This window comes from Lysinibacillus sp. 2017 (assembly GCF_003073375.1).
In the GTDB taxonomy this organism is placed as follows: domain Bacteria; phylum Bacillota; class Bacilli; order Bacillales_A; family Planococcaceae; genus Solibacillus.
On record NZ_CP029002.1, the window covers coordinates 25,216 to 44,916 of the forward strand.

The following is a 19,701-nucleotide window of genomic DNA, read 5'->3' on the forward strand; positions in this document are numbered from 1 at the left end:
ACTATCTTAAGTAAATTATATCCTTTATATCAAATTGTCTATTTACTAACCCTAGCCTCTGTGCTGGTGTCGCTGTTTCATCCTTTGTCTTATATGCTAAACAAAAGTTGTAATACGTTCGCAGTATCGTTAATACCATTTGAGCATACTTTGGATCGAAATTGGCATAAATATAACTTTTCCCGTCACCACGAGCAGTGGTTAACGGTCTTTCTAAAATAGATAACCTTCTGCGTGTTTGTTGCATAAAGGCATTGGTCGCGTTGTCATTCACATTCATCATTAAAGCAGCGATATCACTCGGTTCTAAAGTAGAGGGGTTTGTCGTACAATCCACAGAACGCAATCCTCTATCAATTGTAGCAAGGGGGTGCAGAGTGGGATTATCAGCATATTCGTAAAAGAAGTTGGGCCTGGTGTTATGAATTTTCAGCCTGGAGATCAAGTGGTTTGCGTATTTGTGCCGAGCTGTGGACATTGTATACCATGTGCAGAAGGACGTCCTGCTTTATGTGAACCAGGTGCAAAGGCAAATGGAGAAGGTACACTTATTGGAGGCGGTGTCCGGTTACATGCAGGTGATGAAAAAATTGGCCATCATGTAGGTGTGTCTGCATTTTCTGAGTATGCAGTGGTTTCGCAAAATACACTTGTGAAAGTAAATGAAGACTTGTCCTTTGAAAAATTAGCATTATTTGGATGTGCTGTTATTACTGGAGTGGGCGCTGTCGTTAATACAGCAAAAGTTCAATTAGGCAGTACGGTAGCGGTCATTGGACTAGGTGGAATTGGACTTAGTGCTTTACTTGGTGCCATTGCAGCTGGTGCCCGTGAAGTGATTGCTATTGATATTAATGACAAAAAGCTAGAGCAAGCAAAATCCCTTGGTGCAACAGCCGTATTTAATTCAAAAGAGGCTGATGTCATAGACCAAGTAAAGGCTTATACATCAGGTGGCGTTGATTATGCCTTTGAAACAGCTGGAGTAGTTCAAGCGATGGACGTAGCATATGGTGTAACAAAGCGTGGTGGAACAACGACAACAACAGGACTTCCGCATCCGCAACATCAATTTTCATTCCCATATGTAACATTAACTGCGGAAGAAAAAACATTAAAGGGTTCATATGTAGGAAGTTGTGTGCCTTTACGTGACATTCCAAACTACATTCAAATGATGAAGACCGGTAAATTACCGGTTGATAAATTGCTTTCGAATATTATCTCACTGGATGAAATTAACGAAGGTTTTGACTTATTAGCCGCAGGAGATAATTCTCGTATTATAATTAAAATGGATAATTAATAAATGGAACGCTCTATTACATAATAGGGCGTTTTTTAATAAAAGGAGGTAATTAAAATAGAAATTAAGTTGTACGAAAAACAAATTCCGACTGAAATTCTTGAAGGAATACAAATTGTGCATCAAGCTGTTTTTGAGGGTGATTTATTAAAAGAAGAAAAAATAAAAGATAAATTAAATTTAGGAGCAGTTGTGGCGATTGTTGATGGATGTGTTGCTGGATTTAAACTAGGTTACGAGCAGTCAGAGGGTGTTTTTTATAGTTGGTTAGGAGGCGTACATCCGCAATTTCAGCAACGGGGTATTGCAATGAAATGTATGATAGCTCAACATGATTGGTGTAAACAGCAAGGGTATACTTGTGTACGTACATATGGTCGAAATGAAAAGAAAGCAATGCTTATTGTGAATATTAAAGCTGGTTTTAACATTACTTCTACATTTACTGATGGAAAAGGGCGTCACAAAATTGTTTTTGAAAAATCTTTATAAAAAATGCAGTCTGATCAAGGAGCCAAAGTTTATCGTTTACTTTGGCTCCTTTGTTTTTTTATATAGAAAGGGAAATACATGAAAATCCATAACACACCAATGACTACGGTAAGACTCATTAAATAGCCAGAATTACCAAATGCATCAAACAGCCATTGCAGAGGGGTTCCCTTTACTGGACGATTTAAAAACATAAAATTCGTCTTAAAACGCGCATTATAAAAATAAATAGGTGGCACTATAATTAGTAAAAACAGGACCGCACGCCATAAGTCTCGTAGATAAAGTTCCAATTGCCTTGTCACAATTAGCGGACAGACAAAGGCGATGAGTAGTGCATGAAAAACAAAGCTATGAATATGTAAAAAGCCTCCGACTGGATCATTTGTCCAGCCTGGAAATAGGAGGGCAATTGCAGCGCCAGGCAAGGTTAACGCATACAGTAGGGTAGCGGTTGTTCGGTTTGGAAAATAGGCATGCCATCCTGCAATGAAAATCCCCAAGCCACATAAATGAAGTGGTGGACTCCAATAAGAATACTGACTTGTTTCTAGTAAATACAGTTGCTTTGACAGTTCTAATATTAGTAACGCCCAGAAAATGACGCGCTGGTATAATTGTCTATTTTTATGTGATGAATAGCGATAAAAATATATTGAAATAATTAAAAACAAACCAATAAAAATAAGCCAAGTAGTATGAATGGTATCAAAAGTTGAAAATCCGTTCATTGGATCACCTACTCTTCAAGTTGTTGTTTTCGTGCTAATTTCTCCATTTTTTTTCGTTCGCGTAAGGCGCGGAAAAAGTCTGTTAAAATTTGTCCGCATTCGTCTGCTAGTACACCTTCTGTCACTTCACATTCATGATTGAAACGTGCGTCATTAAGCAATCGATATAAAGAATCCACACAGCCAGCCTTCACATCACGTGCTCCGTATACAACGCGTGGAACACGAGATTGTAAAATGGCTCCCGCACACATTGGACAAGGTTCTAATGTTACATATAGAGTTGTTTCTTCTAGGCGCCAACTGCCGATTTTTTCGCACGCTTGTTGGATAACCATACTTTCGGCATGTGTTAGCGCATTTTGTGTTGTTTCACGTAAATTGTGTGCACGGCCAATGATTTCATCTTGATAGACGATTACAGCGCCAATCGGTACTTCACCAAGCGCTGCCGCTTTTTGTGCTTCTACAAGTGCTTGTTGCATGTAGAAGTGATCTTTGTTTGTCATAGTCATAATAAATCGCTCCTTAGCTAGTAGTGTAGCATGACTTGAAATGTTCAGGCGATAGTTGAATAATCCGTGCTATTATGAAAGAAATGTTGGGAGGGGAAAAGTATTGAAATCATTTCGGACAATTGAAGATGCACAAAGTTTCTTTGAAGAACAATATGACGCGTTAGAACAGCGATTTGAACAGAAACAACAAATGATTGAAAAAAATGAAATCCAAATAAAAGTAACCTTACATAAACAATACGAACAGCAAGTAAGTGAACTGCAAAAGCGAATTGAAAATGAAGAAAAAATAGTAAAAACAAATAGTGAACAGGCTATCCTTAAAATTAAAAAATTATATGAAAATAAAAGGGGAATTATTGTAGAAAAACATAAGAAAGACCTCGCTGAATTAAAGAGAGCTTATTTAGATAATGCAGAGGAAATACTAGGTAGAAAAATTGCAAAGGAACAGCAAATTTTTAATGAATATATGCAAGCACAAGCCGAATTAGCAATCGGGGATGTTTCAACTATGGATTTAGTAGACAAAATGGACGACTTACTAGATGGACTTCATGATGCCCTAAATTTAGTAAGAGAACTATATGAACCACAGTTCGAACAATTGGAGCAGCAATACGAAGAACACTTTGAGCAACTGGATGAAACGTATGAAAATACTATCGAAAAGCTTGAAGACAGTGAGGAAGCTTCACAAAGTCAGCTAGAGGATCAATTATTTGAAACACTTCATAACTTAGAGCAACAACAAAATGATACTCAAATTACACTAGATAATGATTTTGTAGAAAAAGAGCAAACAATAGAAGAAATGGTAAGAGAGAAACTTGAAAAAATTGAGGTAGAGTATGAAGCAGAACGCGATGATTTACACCAGCTAGAAGAGCATGCGTACACACAATTTGACTAAAAGATGACAGTTGTTCGACATTGCGTAGCGTTTTTTCTTAAATGGAATTGTTTGTTTTGTTGTCGATAAGCCGTTGTGATAAAATGAAAGGCACTGACTATAAAGAGAGAAGGGGGACTTCTAGTGTCTGTGCCATTTATAACAGTAGAAGGTCCGATTGGTGTAGGGAAGACCTCATTATCTAAGGCCGTTTCACAAATGTTTGACTTTCACTTACTAAAAGAGATTGTAGATGAAAATCCATTTTTGGGGAAATTCTATGAAAATATTGATGAATGGAGCTTCCAAACAGAAATGTTTTTCCTGTGCAATCGCTATAAGCAGTTGGCAGATATCAACCAAATTCTTGAACAACAAGGTTCTGTTGTAGCGGATTATCATATTTTCAAAAATTTAATTTTTGCGAAGCGTACGTTAAAGCCTTCAGAATATGAAAAATACGAAGCCATTTATAAAATTTTAACGGCAGATATGCCAAAGCCAAACATGGTTATCTATTTACATGCAAGTTTAGATACATTAATGAAGCGAATCGCCATGCGCGGTCGTGAATTTGAAAAAAATATTACACGTGACTATATGGAGCAGCTTGCGAGCGATTACCATACGTTTATCGGTCATTTTGAAAAGATGCACCCAGAAATCCCAGTTATTCAATTAAACGGCGATGAGCTGGATTTCGTGAAAAATGAAGACGACCTACAGTACGTGTTAAAAATAGTAGAAGAAAAGTTACAACAAAGGAGTTTGCATCAAAAATGAATTTAAGAGAAAAATACAATATTCCTGCGAATGCAGTAATTACAATTGCAGGAACAGTTGGTGTCGGTAAGTCGACAATGACTAAAGCGCTAGCGCAAGGCCTCAACTTCCGTACATCATATGAAAAGGTTGATACAAACCCTTATTTAGATAAATTTTATGATGACTTTGAAAAGTGGAGTTTCCATTTACAAGTATACTTTTTAGCAGAGCGCTTTAAAGAACAAAAACGTATTTTTGAATACGGTGGTGGCTTTATTCAAGATCGTTCGATTTATGAAGATACTGGCATCTTCGCAAAAATGCACTTTGATAAAGGTACAATGACCCCAACAGATTACGAAACATATACGAATCTATTTGATGCAATGGTGATGACACCATACTTCCCACACCCAGATTTACTTGTCTATTTAGAAGGCTCAATTGATGACGTAATTGGTCGTATTCATGAGCGTGGTCGTGAGATGGAGCAACAAACACCTCATACGTATTGGGAGGAAATGCACGGACGCTATGAGGAATGGATTAATAACTTCAATGCATGCCCCGTACTACGTGTTGATATAAATGATTACGATTTAATGAAAAATCCAGCACAAGTAGAAGATGTGATATCACGCATCGGACATATGCTAGAACAAACTAGTCATTTACGTAAGTAATATGAAGGACTTATTGTAGAGGAAACCCTCGTACAATAAGTCCTTTTTATTTGATCAGTAGAATAACGAAAAGTGGAATCATCACAAGTAAAAAAACAAAAAAGCTCCATAAAATCTGTTTACCTGTCGACATATTTTTAGGCTTTAGACTAATGGATTCATACAATTCATTGACGGCACGCTGCTCTTTTTCGAATAACATCGACTGGAATGTAGCGTAGTTTTCGATATAAGTTGCAGGATTGTCAAAGTGAAAGCGAATCGCACGAATGTCGTCCGTGACATCTTTATCATTGTGCATATAAGAAATGGTCGGCGCAATGCCACCAGTTAAGCGAGCAACGACATCAATATCAAAGGTTTTCATTTTGTAGATGGTCCCTTCAACAGCATTCTCAACTTTATCAATGAGTGGATTATCCATAATACCGCCTCCTTTTGTTGGTACTAGTATTCCCTAAATGGATAAAATTACAGCATTCATTTAAAACATATTGCGATGTAAAAGTGATATCGATTATGCTGAATATGCTTACAAACTTTCATTTGTAACAGTATAAGTCAAAGGGGATGGAATGATGACAATGACTTTTGAACAGCGTTTATTCGCATTGCCGACAACTGCGCTTTCTGATGCGACAGGGGGACATACGAATAGTGCAGCTAGGATTAAGCCGCTAGCGGATCATTTTAAAATTGCGGGTCGCGCATTAACGGTGCGCTTGCCGGACGGGGAAAATGGAGCAGTGTTAGAAGCAATTAGTAAGGCAAATAAGGGAGATATTTTAGTTATTGATGCAAAAGGCAACACTAATCGCGCAGTAGCTGGAGATTTTGTTATGCAGCTAGCACAAGGTATTGGGGTGCAGGGATTTGTTGTAGACGGAGTCATTCGTGATTTAGCTGCTGCAAGAGCAATTGATTTTCCAGTGTTTGCATTAGGTACAACGGTTGCTGCTGGTAATAAACATGGTGGCGGGGTTATTGGTGTACCGGTATCACTAGGGGGTACCGTTGTGAAATCAGGTGACTATATTGTTGGGGATATTGACGGGGTTATCGTTGTGCCACAAGCACAAGTGGAAGAAATTATTAAAAGAGCGGAAGAAAAGGTAGCAAAGGATGAGGTACGTGAACAAGAAGCTTTGCATAATGGTGAAGAGTCAATCCGTGCTTATTTAGCAAAAGTCATAAAATAAAAAAATCCCCGCAACGGTTGGTAATGCAATCCGTGCGGAGATTTTTATTTTACTTTAAGTGTTCTGCTTGGTATTCAGCAAATTTCTTGTCGTCGAAACGTTTTTCCCATTTCGACATGACAAGTGCTGCTAATGTGTTACCGACTACGTTTACAACGGTACGTGCCATATCTAAAATTCGGTCAATACCTGCGATAAACGCCAAACCTTCAACTGGAATGCCGACAGAGCCTAACGTTGCCAGAAGTACAACGAATGATACACCTGGAACACCCGCAATCCCTTTCGACGTAACCATCAATACAAGCATTAATGTGATTTGTTGCAGAATGGAAAGATCGATTCCATACATTTGTGCAATGAAAAGAGCAGCGATTGCTTGATAAAGGGTCGAACCATCCAGGTTGAACGAGTAACCTGTTGGAATGACGAACGAGACAATATCTTTAGGCGCACCCATTTTTTCTGTTTTTTGCATGATGCGCGGTAATACAGATTCTGATGATGATGTTGAATAAGCTAAAATAAGCTCATCTTTAATCAATCGAATTAAATTGAAAATGTTAATACCAAAAATACGTGCTGTTAATCCTAAAACAACGATGATGAAAAAAATCATTGTTACGTAAACTAAAATCGCTAATTTACCCAATGGAATTAGGGAAGATAGTCCGAATTTGGAAACGGTTACACCGATTAGTCCAAATACCCCAATCGGAGCAAATTTCATAACTAAATTTGTCACCCAGAACATAGCGTCCGCAACACCTTGGAAGAAGGCGAGAACCGGTTTACCACGCTCACCAATTGCTGCTACCCCTAATCCGAACAATACAGAGAAAAAGATAATTGCGAGCATATTGCCCTCAGCCATAGCATTGATAATGTTTTTCGGTACAATGTCTACAATGACATGGAATGGACCTTGGTCTTCTTGAGCTTCCGTCGTTTCTACATAAGAAGAAATATCCGTCTGTTGAAGACTACTCATATCAATACCAGCACCTGGTTGGACTAAGTTTGCTGCTAATAAACCAACAACAATTGCAATTGTTGTAATAACTTCAAAATAAATAAGTGTTTTACCGCCCAGACGTCCTAATTGTTTCAAGTCGCCAGTTCCGGCAACGCCAACAATTAATGTCGAAATGATAATCGGTACGACGATCATCTTAATTAAGTTTAAGAAAATATCACCGAGTGGTTGTAAATATGTTTGAACGTTGGTATTACCGTAATATACAGCACCAACGATTACCCCTAATACAAGACCGATTAAAATTTGCGCGGCTAAACTAATTTTAAACTTTTTCAAAATATAGTTCCTCCTAAAAAATAGTATTCAGGACTATCCTAAAATTAATAATAATAGAGGAATACAAAATCCGACAAAATCCGACTAATTTACCTTACTAATAATTTCTGAATATAAGACTTGAATGAATTTTTTAATATTTACTTTGGCCTTTCGGTGTTCATTATTTTCAATTTGCTTCATTAAATAACGAATATCTGTTAAATCGAAATAGCGTGGTGTGTAATATTCAAACTCAGAATTGGTATAGTCGACAATTCCAAGATTCGCTAAATTAATCATTGCTGCTAAAATGGTACGTCGTACTCGTTGTTCAATCGCTTTACTTTCCTTCAAAATATCGTCAGGTGTATGTTTGGTTAACATCGCGACTTTTTCATAAATTTCTTTTAAAGGAGGAAGCGGAGCAATTTTATGCTTTTCGATTAGTAGTTGTTCAATAATTTTAATAATATCTTCACTGCCTACTTCAGCAATAATGCCCATATCATTTAATATGGATTGAATATGTTCACGTGTGGTCTTTTGCGTATGTTTTACTTCAGGAATTTCAAAGTTGGTTAAGGATTGACGGATCGCTTGAAGGGAGCTTTTTAATCGATATTGCTCTGCCGTGCGCTTTAATACCATTTGGACTTCGATTTTGTTAATCGGCTTATGAATGAAAAACTCGATGCCTTTTGAATATCCTTCAGCGACCATATCTTTATTGACAACTTGTGAAATCATAATGAAGTGCCCCTCGTAGCCATTTTGTCGAAGGTACTCAATCGTTTCAATGCCATCTAGCTGCGGCATTAATAAATCGATTAACACAAATTCCGGCTGCATCATGACGATTTGCGGAATGGCATCGGATCCATTTTTCGCTTCACCAATGACTGTACCAAGCTCACTATCATTAATGATGGTCGTTAGCATCACACGGCTAGCACGATCATCATCGACAATAAAATAACGCATTATATCGTCTCCTCTCGCAATTTTTTAGTAGGAATTGTTACAACAAAAATGGTTGTTTCATTACTTGTGACGTCTATCGATCCTTGTAAATTCTCGATAATTGTTTTGGTATGTGAAAGTCCGATACCTGTAGAAGCTTGTCCTTGTTCGTTAAATTTAGACGTATAGCCAACATCAAAAATAATAGGGAGGAATGCTGCATCTATGCCAACGCCATTATCTTCTATAATAAACGTCGTTTCATCATCTTGAATGGATACACTAAGTGTAATAAAGCCATTATTTTCGATTGCTTCTACGGCATTTGCTGTTAAATTATTTAAGACAGCAAGCAGTGCAATATGTTCTTTCATCTTGAAATCATCTGGACAAATCAGTGTAAATTGAATCGATTTATTTAAATGGTTCGCATGATTTTCATTGCCTTCGACAACCAAACTTAATAAATCCGACAATAAGAAATGAGTTTTATATTCGGTATTAGTGATTTTGCTAAGCCCTGCATAAATCCGTTCGTGATCTTTTTTTATTTCGTGAATTTCTTGAGCAATCGTTAAAAGATCTTTACTTAGCTGAACATCAAGCGGCTTCAATTTTTTATAAAGCTGATAACTGTTTGCCGTAAGCTCCTCTACTTGATTCATTGACTTCTGTATATATAGTACTTCCACATACAATTCCGAGTGAATTTTCATCAGCTGTTGAAGCTGTTTTTTTTGTTCTGAAAGCGTAATGATACTAAATAAACCGACAACAAAAAAGCTGCGTAGTAACCCAACTACAATGAACAATAAAAACGAATCCATCGTTTCAAGTTGAGGGGATAGTAGTATGCCTGTTGTAATATGTTCGGTCGTGTTAGCGATTACTTCAAAAGCGGTTCCACATAATCCGAGGATGAGGGGACGCTTTTTGAGTTCGTCTAAATCGATTAATTTAAAACAAAGCATGTACACGATATAAAAAAGCCCTGCTGGTAAATGTTCAATGAGTTGTGAGCTAAGTGGAGAGCCCTCGGTAAAAACATCTAAAAAGGATCTTCCTACTATAACGATAGTAGCTGTTAAAAAACCAGTTAAAGCAATTGGTAATGGGCGAATTAATAGGGCGAAAAAGAAAATAACGCTACCTAATCCGAAACGGAAGGGGATATTTTCGAACGGCATTACTTTTATTTCACCGCCAAAAGCTGTAAAAAAAGCAACGAGCAGCACGAATAAAAATAATTTTGTTCTTTTTGTACGTGTTTGAGTTGTTTCCACTTTTAGTTACCGCCTTATCGTCGATTGAATAATTAATTGTACAAGAAAAATAGCATAAAATACAAAAAAGTACTATTTCTTCGCAGTAGAAATAGTACTTTACGTAAATTTAGACATAAAAAAATCCGTTACATAGTGCAACGGTTAAAGTTCAAAAATGGAGGAGGTAGAGGGATTCGAACCCCCGCGCGGTTTAACCCGCCTGTTAGTTTTCAAGACTAATCCCTTCAGCCAGACTTGGGTATACCTCCAAATAGGAATATCTCTTTTAGACAAATATTAATTTATCATGTTAAATTCCACGCGTCAATAAATTTTTTAAATTTTTTTTGTAACATTTATTTTTTGTGTAATAAATTTCTTGAGACATTTCATTGCAATTTTAGGTTGTGCTTAGTATACTTAATATTGCCGTGCTAGATGGGGAGGTAGCGGTGCCCTGTAACTTGCAATCCGCTCTAGCAAGATTGAATTCCTTTTCTGAGGCTGTCCGTATTGTTTGGTCTGCCTTTTGCACGTAGTGTTGACGGTTGGGTCCTGCGCAATAAGCACCCACGAACCATGTCAGGTCCGGAAGGAAGCAGCATTAAGTGGTCCCGTTTATGTGCCGCGGGGTAGCCTAACTTGAGCTGGCGACAAGAGTAACGCTTATGTGCGGCAGTCGAAGAAAGGTGCACGGCATGAATTTGCCAAATCCAACGCATTCATCATTTTGATGGATGCGTTTTTTCATTTTTAAATAGAAAAGGGGAATCGTAATTCCAAAGAGTTTCCCTATACTTTATGATATACTGTAATTATTGAAATTCAGAAAAGAAAGGAGAGGGAAAGGTTGACATATCAAGCGTTTTATCGTGTTTATCGACCACAATCATTCCGTGAAATGTCTGGTCAAGCACATGTAAAAAGAACCCTTCAAAATGCTCTCCTAGCAAATAAAACAACACATGCATATTTATTCTCCGGTCCACGTGGTACCGGTAAAACAAGTACAGCCAAAATTTTCGCGAAAGCATTAAATTGTGAAAAAGCACCAGCAAGTGAACCGTGCAATGAATGTGCGACATGCTTAAGTATTACAGAAGGCTCACATACGGATGTTATTGAATTTGATGCGGCCTCAAACTCAAGAGTTGAAGAAATGCGTGACATTATTGAAAAGGTTCGTTTTGCTCCAGCTGATGCCCGCTTTAAAGTGTATATTATTGATGAGGTGCATATGCTTTCAACAAGCGCATTTAATGCCTTGTTAAAAACACTAGAGGAACCGCCTGAACATGCAGTGTTTATTTTAGCAACGACAGAACCTCATAAGCTTCCTGCGACGATTATTTCTCGTTGCCAGCGTTTTGATTTTAAACGACTTTCTTCTATAGATATTGTGGATCGTATGAAAGTCGTTTTAGAAGACATTCAGATGGGGTACGAGGAGCAGGCGTTAAAATCGATTGCTCAAGCAGCGGCAGGTGGCATGCGTGACGCCCTTAGTTTGCTCGATCAAGTGGTGTCGTTTAGTAATGAGTCCGTTCAGTTAGAGGATGTATTGCTTGTAACGGGGTCAGTTAGTCAGGATGCCTTTTATGATATTGCGATTTCATTAAAACAAAAAGATGTAGCGAGTGTACTTGGTATGGTGGAACAGTTAATTGCAGATGGTAAGGAACCGCTTCGATTGGCTGAAGACTTCATTACATTTTTCCGTGATTTATTATTGTTGCAAACAGATAGTACACTAGAAGAGTTATTGGAGTTTATTTCTCCAGAGCAGAAATTTTTAGAGCTGGCACATGATTTTGAAATAGAAACACTCTATGGGTTTATCGATATTTTAGCAAAAACACAACAAGAAATGCGATTTTCGCATCATACGAAAATCTATTTAGAAACAGCACTTTTAAAAATGACACAGCTCAAAAAAACAGTTCAAGTTGCAGTTGGTGTAGATCCAGCATTAGAGGGGAAGGTAGCATCTTTAGAAAATCGTCTAGGACAGCTATCACAGCAATTCCAAAATGGTGGAACCCAAACTCAGCAACCAAAGGAACAAACTCGTCAGCGTATCCGTCCACAAGGTAATCAGTACAATGCACCAACAGGCCGTATTCAAGAAGTGTTAAAAACGGCCACGAAGTCGGATTTACAAAAGGTCAAATCAGCATGGGCACAAGGTTTGGCGAATTTGCAAAAATCACAATCTGCTCTTTTAGCAGATGCAGAACCTGTTGCGGCAAACGCGAGTGCTTTTGTGGTAAAATTCAAGTATGATATACATTGTCAAATGGTAGCAGATAACAATGCTCTCATTTCGTTATTTACACAGCAAATTGCTTCTGAAGTTGGTGTTTCATACGAGTTGTTATGTATACCAGATCCAGCTTGGGTGAAGTTACGAGAAAACTTTATTAAAGATCATGGCTTGGATCAAAAGAGACCAGAATCCCATGAATCTGATTTATTAGAACCGTCCTTTATGGAAGAGGTTCAAATGATTGAAACGCAAGATCCGCTTGTTGTAGAGGCTGAAAATCGATTTGGGAAAGACTTTGTTGATGTTGTCGAAGAATAATTGAAATTTTAAGGAGGAATTTAGTATGCGCGGTATGGGAAATATGCAAGGCATGATGAAAAAAATGCAAAAAATGCAAAAAGAGATGATGGAAGCTCAAGAGGCTTTAAATGCACAACAATTTGAAGGTGTTGCTGGTGGCGGCATGGTCAAAGTTGTTATGAACGGTCAACGTCAAGTATTAGAAGTGAACATAGATGAATCTGTAGTAGACCCTGAAGATATCGAAATGTTACAAGATCTAGTAGTAATCGCTACAAATGAAGTACTTAAAAAAGTAGAAGAGACTACAAATTCAACAATGGGTAAATTCACTCAAGGAATGAACCTTCCTTTCTAATTTGAATAGCTCGTTTTGTAAAGCACATCTCAAACTATTGGGATGTGCCTTTTTAAAGGAGGAAAATTATGCACTATCCAGAACCAATAGCAAGATTAATCGATAGCTTCATGAAGTTACCTGGAATTGGACCGAAAACAGCGGCACGTTTAGCGTTCCATGTGTTAACAATGAAAGAAGATACGGTTTCAACATTTGCGAAGGCTTTAATTGATGCGAAACGTAATTTAATGTACTGCTCACAGTGTGGTCATATTACAGACATTGACCCATGTCATATTTGTTCAGATAAACAGCGTGATGTAACAACAATTTGTGTTGTACAGGATCCAAAAGATGTCATTGCGATGGAAAAAATGCGCGACTATCAAGGGTTATATCATGTATTACATGGGGCAATTTCGCCAATGGACGGTGTGGGACCAGAGGATATTAACGTTGCTTCACTATTAACTCGCCTTCATGACGAACGTGTACAAGAATTAATCTTAGCAACAAATCCTACGATAGAAGGGGAAGCAACGGCGATGTATATATCGCGACTTGTGAAACCATCAGGAATTCGTACGACACGTATTGCACACGGTTTACCAGTAGGTGGCGATTTAGAATATGCTGATGAAGTAACATTATCCAAAGCACTTGAAGGACGTCGTGAATTGTAAAGTGAGGGGAATGTCATGCTATTTTCTCGTAAAGGGAAATTAAAAAAAGAATTCGATGAACGATTAGTTTCTTCTATTAAAGGAACAAAAGAAACATTGCTAAGCGCGAAAGTCATCGAGGAGTTAATGGATGATTATAGTTTAGAAGTAATTGCAGAGCGAAAAAGAACAGAAAGCATTCATTTTTATCTATATAAAGAAGCACGTATCCGTCGTGTAATAATTAAATAATTCACAAAAGCTTTTGAAATAAGGGGCGAGGCAGCTGCATATGTTACCATTAAATGCGAAAAGGATGGTGCAATGCGTTACATAGGAATTGCTATGGGTTGTTTAGTTCTCTTATTTCTTCTTTTATCGAAAAAGAAATATTTCGGGAAGGTATTAGAATATTTAGCGTTGTTTTGGTTCAAAATAGCGGTATCCATAGTTGTTTTGTTCGTAGGGAATATTATTTTAAATTCGTATGGCATTTCTATACCGATTAATGTGTTTTCAATACTAACATTATCGCTATTAGGTATACCAGGAGCACTTTGCATAAGTTTTTTAGTAATAATGAAATAAAATTAATAAAAGTATTGCATTGAAAATAATATTGTGATATATTATTATATGTCGTAAGGGCGACGGACAATATCGAAAAACATCACGAAAATAAAATGTTGACATAACATTTTAAAAGTGGTATGATATAAAAGTTGTCACTTAAGATAACGACATGAACCTTGAAAACTGAACAAGCAACGTTAATGAAACAAAGCTTCTTAAATGAAGCAAAAATAGATATCAACTTTTAGTTGATACGCTAGCAAAGCAAATGAGCTTTCAAACTAACTATTATGGAGAGTTTGATCCTGGCTCAGGACGAACGCTGGCGGCATGCCTAATACATGCAAGTCGAGCGAATGACGAAGAAGCTTGCTTCTTCTGATTTAGCGGCGGACGGGTGAGTAACACGTGGGTAACCTACCTTACAGATTGGGATAACTTCGGGAAACCGGAGCTAATACCGAATAATATTTTTCTCCTCATGGAGAGTTATTGAAAGACGGTTTCGGCTGTCACTGTAAGATGGGCCCGCGGCGCATTAGCTAGTTGGTGAGGTAACGGCTCACCAAGGCAACGATGCGTAGCCGACCTGAGAGGGTGATCGGCCACACTGGGACTGAGACACGGCCCAGACTCCTACGGGAGGCAGCAGTAGGGAATCTTCCACAATGGGCGAAAGCCTGATGGAGCAATGCCGCGTGAGTGAAGAAGGATTTCGGTTCGTAAAACTCTGTTGCAAGGGAAGAACAAGTAGCGTAGTAACTGGCGCTACCTTGACGGTACCTTGTTAGAAAGCCACGGCTAACTACGTGCCAGCAGCCGCGGTAATACGTAGGTGGCAAGCGTTGTCCGGAATTATTGGGCGTAAAGCGCGCGCAGGTGGTTCCTTAAGTCTGATGTGAAAGCCCACGGCTCAACCGTGGAGGGTCATTGGAAACTGGGGAACTTGAGTGCAGAAGAGGATAGTGGAATTCCAAGTGTAGCGGTGAAATGCGTAGAGATTTGGAGGAACACCAGTGGCGAAGGCGACTATCTGGTCTGTAACTGACACTGAGGCGCGAAAGCGTGGGGAGCAAACAGGATTAGATACCCTGGTAGTCCACGCCGTAAACGATGAGTGCTAAGTGTTGGGGGGTTTCCGCCCCTCAGTGCTGCAGCTAACGCATTAAGCACTCCGCCTGGGGAGTACGGTCGCAAGACTGAAACTCAAAGGAATTGACGGGGGCCCGCACAAGCGGTGGAGCATGTGGTTTAATTCGAAGCAACGCGAAGAACCTTACCAGGTCTTGACATCCCATTGACCACTGTAGAGATACAGTTTTCCCTTCGGGGACAACGGTGACAGGTGGTGCATGGTTGTCGTCAGCTCGTGTCGTGAGATGTTGGGTTAAGTCCCGCAACGAGCGCAACCCTTGTTCTTAGTTGCCATCATTTAGTTGGGCACTCTAAGGAGACTGCCGGTGATAAACCGGAGGAAGGTGGGGATGACGTCAAATCATCATGCCCCTTATGACCTGGGCTACACACGTGCTACAATGGACGATACAAACGGTTGCCAACCCGCGAGGGGGAGCTAATCCGATAAAATCGTTCTCAGTTCGGATTGTAGGCTGCAACTCGCCTACATGAAGCCGGAATCGCTAGTAATCGTGGATCAGCATGCCACGGTGAATACGTTCCCGGGCCTTGTACACACCGCCCGTCACACCACGAGAGTTTGTAACACCCGAAGTCGGTGAGGTAACCCTTGTGGAGCCAGCCGCCGAAGGTGGGATAGATGATTGGGGTGAAGTCGTAACAAGGTAGCCGTATCGGAAGGTGCGGCTGGATCACCTCCTTTCTAAGGATTTTTCGGAATCATTCCTTCGGGGAATGAAACATTAACGTTTGCTGTTCAGTTTTGAAGGTTCATCGAAAGATGAAAAACTTCAAAAAATATTTGCTCCTTACGCTAGCGCTATTGTCGCAAAGCTGCATGAAGCAAATTCAGCGAAGCTTATTCACGATGTGATTGAAGTCAGCTGATTGTTCTTTGAAAACTGGATAAAACGACATTGAAAGCAATAAACAAATTTTCTATTAGTAATAATAGATCACAAACGTCAAGTAATTGACGTGCAAACTTAAATCTTGAACTTGTTCAAGTTTAACTAAACTTTTGGTTAAGTTAATAAGGGCGCACGGTGGATGCCTTGGCACTAGGAGTCGATGAAGGACGGCACTAACACCGATATGCCTCGGGGAGCTGTAAGTAAGCTTTGATCCGGGGATTTCCGAATGGGGGAACCCACTATCTTTAATCGGATAGTATCTACACGTGAATTCATAGCGTGATGAGGACAGACGCAGAGAACTGAAACATCTAAGTACCTGCAGGAACAGAAAGAAAATTCGATTCCCTGAGTAGCGGCGAGCGAAACGGGAAGAGCCCAAACCAAAGAGCTTGCTCTTTGGGGTTGTAGGACATTCTATACGGAGTTACAAAAGAATGAGCTAGACGAAGCGACTTGGAAAGGTCCGCGAAACAAGGTAAAAGCCCTGTAGTCAAAAGTTCATTCCCTCCAGAGTGTATCCTGAGTACGGCGGAACACGTGAAATTCCGTCGGAATCTGGGAGGACCATCTCCCAAGGCTAAATACTACCTAGTGACCGATAGTGAACCAGTACCGTGAGGGAAAGGTGAAAAGCACCCCGGAAGGGGAGTGAAATAGATCCTGAAACCGTGTGCCTACAAGTAGTTAGAGCCCGTTAATGGGTGATAGCGTGCCTTTTGTAGAATGAACCGGCGAGTTACGATTACGTGCGAGGTTAAGTTGAGAAGACGGAGCCGCAGCGAAAGCGAGTCTGAATAGGGCGAATTAGTACGTGGTCGTAGACCCGAAACCAGGTGATCTACCCATGTCCAGGGTGAAGGTGAGGTAACACTTACTGGAGGCCCGAACCCACGCATGTTGAAAAATGCGGGGATGAGGTGTGGGTAGCGGAGAAATTCCAATCGAACCTGGAGATAGCTGGTTCTCTCCGAAATAGCTTTAGGGCTAGCCTCGTGATTGAGAATACTGGAGGTAGAGCACTGTTTGGACTAGGGGCCCATCTCGGGTTACCGAATTCAGACAAACTCCGAATGCCAGATATTTATACACGGGAGTCAGACTGCGAGTGATAAGATCCGTAGTCAAAAGGGAAACAGCCCAGACCACCAGCTAAGGTCCCAAAGTAATCGTTAAGTGGAAAAGGATGTGGCGTTGCTTAGACAACCAGGATGTTGGCTTAGAAGCAGCCATCATTTAAAGAGTGCGTAATAGCTCACTGGTCGAGTGACACTGCGCCGAAAATGTATCGGGGCTAAACGATTCACCGAAGCTGTGGATGCATCCGTATGGATGCGTGGTAGGAGAGCGTTCTAAGGGCGTTGAAGTCAGACCGGAAGGACTGGTGGAGCGCTTAGAAGTGAGAATGCCGGTATGAGTAGCGAAACATGGGTGAGAATCCCATGCACCGTATGACTAAGGTTTCCTGAGGAAGGCTCGTCCGCTCAGGGTTAGTCGGGACCTAAGCCGAGGCCGATAGGCGTAGGCGATGGACAACAGGTTGATATTCCTGTACCACCTCCTCACCGTTTGAGAAATGGGGGGACGCAGTAGGATAGGGTAAGCAGAGCGTTGGTTGTCTCTGTTCAAGCAGTAAGGCGTGTATGTAGGCAAATCCGCATACTTTAACGTTGAGCTGTGATGACGAGCTCGTATGAGCGAAGTTCCTGATTTCACGCTGCCAAGAAAAGCCTCTATCGAGGTGAGAGGTGCCCGTACCGCAAACCGACACAGGTAGTCGAGGAGAGAATCCTAAGGTGTGCGAGAGAACTCTCGTTAAGGAACTCGGCAAAATGACCCCGTAACTTCGGGAGAAGGGGTGCTCTTTAAGGTGAATAGCCATGAAGAGCCGCAGTGAATAGGCCCAGGCGACTGTTTAGCAAAAACACAGGTCTCTGCAAAACCGTAAGGTGACGTATAGGGGCTGACGCCTGCCCGGTGCTGGAAGGTTAAGAGGAGTGGTTAGCGCAAGCGAAGCTGCGAATTGAAGCCCCAGTAAACGGCGGCCGTAACTATAACGGTCCTAAGGTAGCGAAATTCCTTGTCGGGTAAGTTCCGACCCGCACGAAAGGCGTAACGATCTGGGCACTGTCTCAACGAGAGACTCGGTGAAATTATAGTACCTGTGAAGATGCAGGTTACCCGCGACAGGACGGAAAGACCCCGTGGAGCTTTACTGTAGCCTGATATTGAATTTTGGTACAACTTGTACAGGATAGGTAGGAGCCAGAGATTCCGGAGCGCCAGCTTCGGAGGAGGCGTCAGTGGGATACTACCCTGGTTGTATTGAACTTCTAACCCATACCCCTTAGCGGGGTAGGAGACAGTGTCAGGCGGACAGTTTGACTGGGGCGGTCGCCTCCTAAAGAGTAACGGAGGCGCCCAAAGGTTCCCTCAGAATGGTTGGAAATCATTCGAAGAGTGTAAAGGCATAAGGGAGCTTGACTGCGAGACCTACAAGTCGAGCAGGGTCGAAAGACGGGCTTAGTGATCCGGTGGTTCCGCATGGAAGGGCCATCGCTCAACGGATAAAAGCTACCCCGGGGATAACAGGCTTATCTCCCCCAAGAGTCCACATCGACGGGGAGGTTTGGCACCTCGATGTCGGCTCATCGCATCCTGGGGCTGTAGTCGGTCCCAAGGGTTGGGCTGTTCGCCCATTAAAGCGGTACGCGAGCTGGGTTCAGAACGTCGTGAGACAGTTCGGTCCCTATCCGTCGTGGGCGTAGGAAATTTGAGAGGAGCTGTCCTTAGTACGAGAGGACCGGGATGGACACACCGCTGGTGTACCAGTTGTTCTGCCAAGAGCATCGCTGGGTAGCTATGTGTGGACGGGATAAGTGCTGAAAGCATCTAAGCATGAAGCCCCCCTCAAGATGAGATTTCCCATTACGCAAGTAAGTAAGACCCCTGAAAGACGATCAGGTAGATAGGTTCGAGGTGGAAGTGTGGTGACACATGGAGCTGACGAATACTAATCGGTCGAGGACTTAACCACATTTTATTGCATAACTCAATGAAACGTTTATCCAGTTTTGAAAGAACAATTCTTTCTAAAAGGAACGTCTACTAAGAACGTCACGTCCTGTGACAACGTAGACGCCAGTACATCCGTGTACAAGTGAAGTGATGATGGCAAAGAGGTCACACCTGTTCCCATACCGAACACAGAAGTTAAGCTCTTTAGCGCCGATGGTAGTTGGGGGTTTCCCCCTGTGAGAGTAGGACGTCGCTTCGCAAAGTTAAACCGCTGAGAAATCAGTGGTTTTTTTGTGTTCATTTTCAGTATAAGAATTAGGAATCATATTTGTCAGGGTCCTCATACGAGTTCATTTAAAAAGCACTTCCGAAAGAATTTGGGT

17 protein-coding genes, 1 tRNA gene, 3 rRNA genes, 1 other RNA gene and 1 pseudogene are annotated in these 19,701 nt (G+C 40.8%); 15 read left to right on the forward strand and 8 right to left on the reverse strand.

Features of this window, described 5'->3' with window-relative positions; all coding sequences use genetic code 11:
• Position 1 precedes the first annotated feature (1 nt).
• On the reverse strand, positions 2-337 hold the full coding sequence (locus DCE79_RS00085; RefSeq protein ID WP_234417297.1) for a hypothetical protein: 336 nt from the start codon (positions 335-337) through the stop codon (positions 2-4).
• A 60-nt stretch (positions 338-397) separates the two neighbouring features.
• Here DCE79_RS00085 and DCE79_RS00090 point away from each other — a divergent pair.
• Positions 398-1,306, forward strand: a pseudogene (locus DCE79_RS00090) (zinc-binding dehydrogenase); the annotation flags it as partial.
• Positions 1,307-1,375: 69 nt separating this feature from the next.
• A complete protein-coding gene (locus tag DCE79_RS00095; protein ID WP_234417298.1) occupies positions 1,376-1,798 on the forward strand; it encodes a GNAT family N-acetyltransferase in 423 nt (140 codons plus the stop codon).
• 29 nt (positions 1,799-1,827) lie between these two features.
• On the opposite strand, the gene DCE79_RS00100 is transcribed toward DCE79_RS00095, so the two are convergent.
• Positions 1,828-2,529, reverse strand: a complete 702-nt coding sequence (locus tag DCE79_RS00100) for a YwaF family protein (protein WP_108711145.1) — start codon at positions 2,527-2,529, stop codon at positions 1,828-1,830.
• An 8-nt stretch (positions 2,530-2,537) separates the two neighbouring features.
• A complete protein-coding gene (tadA, locus tag DCE79_RS00105; RefSeq protein WP_108711146.1) occupies positions 2,538-3,044 on the reverse strand; it encodes a tRNA adenosine(34) deaminase TadA in 507 nt (168 codons plus the stop codon).
• Positions 3,045-3,147: 103 nt separating this feature from the next.
• On the opposite strand from tadA, the gene DCE79_RS00110 reads away from it, so the two are divergent.
• The 3 genes from DCE79_RS00110 to DCE79_RS00120 all read left to right on the forward strand — a co-directional run bounded on the left by DCE79_RS00110 (position 3,148) and on the right by DCE79_RS00120 (position 5,387).
• The gene (locus tag DCE79_RS00110; protein ID WP_108711147.1) at positions 3,148-3,960 is read left to right on the forward strand and encodes a coiled-coil domain-containing protein; all 813 of its coding nucleotides are present in this window, start codon (positions 3,148-3,150) and stop codon (positions 3,958-3,960) included.
• Positions 3,961-4,083: 123 nt separating this feature from the next.
• Positions 4,084-4,722, forward strand: coding sequence for a deoxynucleoside kinase (locus tag DCE79_RS00115; RefSeq protein ID WP_108711148.1), 639 nt, complete (start codon positions 4,084-4,086; stop codon positions 4,720-4,722).
• On the forward strand, positions 4,719-5,387 hold the full coding sequence (locus DCE79_RS00120; protein WP_108711149.1) for a deoxynucleoside kinase: 669 nt from the start codon (positions 4,719-4,721) through the stop codon (positions 5,385-5,387). Before DCE79_RS00115 ends, DCE79_RS00120 begins: the two co-directional genes overlap by 4 nt.
• A 46-nt stretch (positions 5,388-5,433) precedes the next feature.
• Here the strand turns inward: DCE79_RS00120 and DCE79_RS00125 are convergent, their stop codons facing one another.
• Positions 5,434-5,811: a sodium:proton antiporter gene (locus DCE79_RS00125; RefSeq protein ID WP_108711150.1), complete on the reverse strand. Its 378-nt coding sequence runs from the start codon at positions 5,809-5,811 to the stop codon at positions 5,434-5,436.
• A gap of 151 nt (positions 5,812-5,962) precedes the next feature.
• Here DCE79_RS00125 and DCE79_RS00130 point away from each other — a divergent pair, with 151 nt between their 5' ends.
• The gene (locus tag DCE79_RS00130) at positions 5,963-6,586 is read left to right on the forward strand and encodes an RraA family protein (RefSeq protein WP_369916790.1); all 624 of its coding nucleotides are present in this window, start codon (positions 5,963-5,965) and stop codon (positions 6,584-6,586) included.
• 49 nt (positions 6,587-6,635) lie between these two features.
• Here DCE79_RS00130 and DCE79_RS00135 read toward each other — a convergent pair whose 3' ends face one another.
• From DCE79_RS00135 to DCE79_RS00150, 4 genes are all read right to left on the reverse strand, one after another.
• On the reverse strand, positions 6,636-7,904 hold the full coding sequence (locus DCE79_RS00135) for a cation:dicarboxylate symporter family transporter (RefSeq protein WP_304598434.1): 1,269 nt from the start codon (positions 7,902-7,904) through the stop codon (positions 6,636-6,638).
• 81 nt (positions 7,905-7,985) lie between these two features.
• Positions 7,986-8,864 carry a response regulator gene (locus DCE79_RS00140; RefSeq protein ID WP_108711153.1) on the reverse strand — a complete coding sequence of 293 codons (879 nt, stop codon included), beginning with the start codon at positions 8,862-8,864 and terminating at the stop codon, positions 7,986-7,988.
• The gene (locus DCE79_RS00145; RefSeq protein WP_108711154.1) at positions 8,864-10,126 is read right to left on the reverse strand and encodes an ATP-binding protein; all 1,263 of its coding nucleotides are present in this window, start codon (positions 10,124-10,126) and stop codon (positions 8,864-8,866) included. Before DCE79_RS00145 ends, DCE79_RS00140 begins: the two co-directional genes overlap by 1 nt.
• Positions 10,127-10,284: 158 nt before the next feature.
• Positions 10,285-10,377, reverse strand: a tRNA-Ser gene (locus tag DCE79_RS00150).
• Positions 10,378-10,537: 160 nt separating this feature from the next.
• On the opposite strand from DCE79_RS00150, the gene ffs reads away from it, so the two are divergent.
• From ffs to rrf, 9 genes are all read left to right on the forward strand, one after another.
• Positions 10,538-10,805: signal recognition particle sRNA large type (ffs, locus tag DCE79_RS00155), an RNA gene on the forward strand.
• A 153-nt stretch (positions 10,806-10,958) separates the two neighbouring features.
• On the forward strand, positions 10,959-12,692 hold the full coding sequence (dnaX, locus tag DCE79_RS00160) for a DNA polymerase III subunit gamma/tau (RefSeq protein WP_108711155.1): 1,734 nt from the start codon (positions 10,959-10,961) through the stop codon (positions 12,690-12,692).
• A 25-nt stretch (positions 12,693-12,717) separates the two neighbouring features.
• Positions 12,718-13,032: a YbaB/EbfC family nucleoid-associated protein gene (locus DCE79_RS00165; RefSeq protein ID WP_108711156.1), complete on the forward strand. Its 315-nt coding sequence runs from the start codon at positions 12,718-12,720 to the stop codon at positions 13,030-13,032.
• Positions 13,033-13,100: 68 nt separating this feature from the next.
• Positions 13,101-13,697 (forward strand): recombination mediator RecR, encoded by a 597-nt coding sequence (gene recR / locus DCE79_RS00170; RefSeq protein ID WP_108711157.1) that lies wholly within the window; start codon positions 13,101-13,103, stop codon positions 13,695-13,697.
• 15 nt (positions 13,698-13,712) lie between these two features.
• A complete protein-coding gene (locus tag DCE79_RS00175; RefSeq protein ID WP_108711158.1) occupies positions 13,713-13,928 on the forward strand; it encodes a YaaL family protein in 216 nt (71 codons plus the stop codon).
• A gap of 93 nt (positions 13,929-14,021) precedes the next feature.
• Positions 14,022-14,264, forward strand: coding sequence for a pro-sigmaK processing inhibitor BofA family protein (locus DCE79_RS00180; RefSeq protein ID WP_234417381.1), 243 nt, complete (start codon positions 14,022-14,024; stop codon positions 14,262-14,264).
• A gap of 272 nt (positions 14,265-14,536) precedes the next feature.
• Positions 14,537-16,089: ribosomal RNA gene (locus tag DCE79_RS00185) — 16S ribosomal RNA — on the forward strand.
• Between the two features lie 320 nt (positions 16,090-16,409).
• Positions 16,410-19,337, forward strand: a 23S ribosomal RNA gene (locus DCE79_RS00190).
• A gap of 124 nt (positions 19,338-19,461) precedes the next feature.
• Positions 19,462-19,577, forward strand: a 5S ribosomal RNA gene (gene rrf, locus DCE79_RS00195).
• The 16S, 23S and 5S rRNA genes sit together here, the layout of an rRNA operon.
• Positions 19,578-19,701 lie beyond the last annotated feature (124 nt).